1 protein-coding gene is annotated in these 1,959 nt (G+C 64.3%); it reads left to right on the forward strand.

Annotation, left to right across the window (positions count from 1 at the left end; translation table 11 throughout):
- Positions 1-176: 176 nt before the first annotated feature.
- On the forward strand, positions 177-1,805 hold the full coding sequence (locus Q319_RS0123355; protein WP_081846282.1) for an ISL3 family transposase: 1,629 nt from the start codon (positions 177-179) through the stop codon (positions 1,803-1,805).
- Positions 1,806-1,959: the final 154 nt, after the last annotated feature.

A 1,959-nucleotide genomic window follows, 5' to 3' on the forward strand; every position in this document is an offset into this window, starting at 1 on the left:
CAGCGCGACGCTGGAAGGGCCTGGTGGCGGACCGGGAGTTCATCGGTGCCGAGTGGTTTCGCTTCCTGCGCCGGAAAGGCATTCGCCGGGCCATTTGCATACGCTGGTGTAATCCGGCCAGCGGCGGGTCTCCCGCAGCTTCCGTGCTGGGAGCAGTCCAAGCCGAATACTGAGGGATGGACTTTTCCTTCCTCCCCGACTCATGGCAGTTGCTGGAATCCGTTCAGGACGGAGAACACCTGATCCTGCGGGTGCAGGATCAATCCTCCCACCGCCCCTGTCCCCACTGTCAGCACCTGAGTGCCCATGTTCACAGCCACTACGTTCGTCGGCCGCAGGATCTCGCCCTTGGACAACGCCCCGTGACGCTGCTCGTTCACACGCGTCGGTTTCGCTGCCTGAACCCAGCCTGTGACTGTGTGACCTTCGCAGAGCGCTGGCCCGACTGGCTCGAACCGCATGCCCAGCGCACCTGTCGGCTGGCCCAGCGTCAAAGCCAGATTGCCCTGCGGGTTGGCGGAGAAGGTGGCCACCGACTGCTTCAGCTTTTGGGGGAAGTCACGAGTGCGGACACCCTGCTCCGGCTGCTTCGTCGTCTTCCCCTGCCCTCATTCACCACGCCCAGAGTCCTGGGCGTCGATGACTTCTGCCTCCGCCGCCGGAAGACGTACGGCACGATCCTGATTGATCTGGAGCGCCGTCAAGTGGTGGACGTGCTGCCGGACCGTGAAGCGGCCACCCTGGCACAGTGGCTTCAGGATCATCCTGGCGTCGAGGTGATCAGCCGGGACCGCTCGGGGGACTATGCGCGCGGGGCCGCGTCCGGCGCGCCGGACGCTCAGCAGATCGCGGACCGCTTCCATCTGTTCAGAAACATCCGAGAGGCCGTGGAGACCTGGTTGCGGCACCACCGGGATCAGCTCCGTGAATCTCCTGATTCCGTGTCGACGTCGTTGGTTCCCCTGCCCGAAAGGCCGCTGGCCCTGCCAGCGGCTCAGCCACGCCGCACGACGACCCGGGGACGGTTACAGATCGTCGTGGCCCGGCGGGCAGAACGGGCTCAGCGATATGAACAGGTGGCCAGGCTGTTCGCCGCAGGCCACACCTTCAGTGCGATTGCCCGACAGGTGGGGCTGGCCCGGAGTACGGTGACCGAGTGGTTAAGGCGTGAAGGCTTTCCGACACGGCAGACGCCTCCTAGCAGCCTGACCCGGTATGCGCCGTTGATCCGGGCGAGAATGGCGCAGCGGGAATGGACGGTGACCCAGATCTTCGACAATCTGGTTCAGCAGGGCTATGAGGGTGCATTCAGCGGTGTGTCGACGGACGTGACGTGGCTGCGCGAGGGCCACGAACCACCAGCCACGGTGGATCAACCGGGCCTGATCCCAGTACGGGAAAAGCGCCTGGGGGTCCGCGAGATGTCCTGGCTGTTCACCCTGGATCCAGACCGGCTCACCCCGGAGATGGCCAGGAGGCGCAGCCTCCTGGTGGACCGCTGGCCACAGGGTCAGGCGACGTATGCCCTGATCCAGCAGCTCACGTCGCTGCTTCGGCAGGCCCCCACGTCAGGCTCGGCCCTGCTCACGAACTGGATCCAGATGGCCCTGGACAGCGGCATGGCAGAGATCCAACGACTGGGGCGCAGTTTCCAGAAAGATTTTGCGGCGATCTGTGGAGCGATTGAATCCCCGTGGAGCAATGGACAGACGGAGGGTCAGGTCCATCGGCTGAAGCTGGTCAAACGACAGATGTATGGCCGGGCGAAACTCGATCTGCTGAAGTGCCGGATTCTGCTGGCCTGACGACTTCAGCACGGAAGTTGCGGGAGACCCGGCGGGTGCCGGATTAGCCAGCATATGCACCATTCGGATTCGCAAGGATACGGTGCTGGACGAGCTGTCAGCCGCAGAGTGGTTCCAGGATCTGCAGCCCGGTCAGTTCCGGATGATCGCGGAG

Origin of the sequence: Deinococcus marmoris DSM 12784 (assembly GCF_000701405.1) — a bacterium.
GTDB classification, from domain to species: domain Bacteria; phylum Deinococcota; class Deinococci; order Deinococcales; family Deinococcaceae; genus Deinococcus; species Deinococcus marmoris.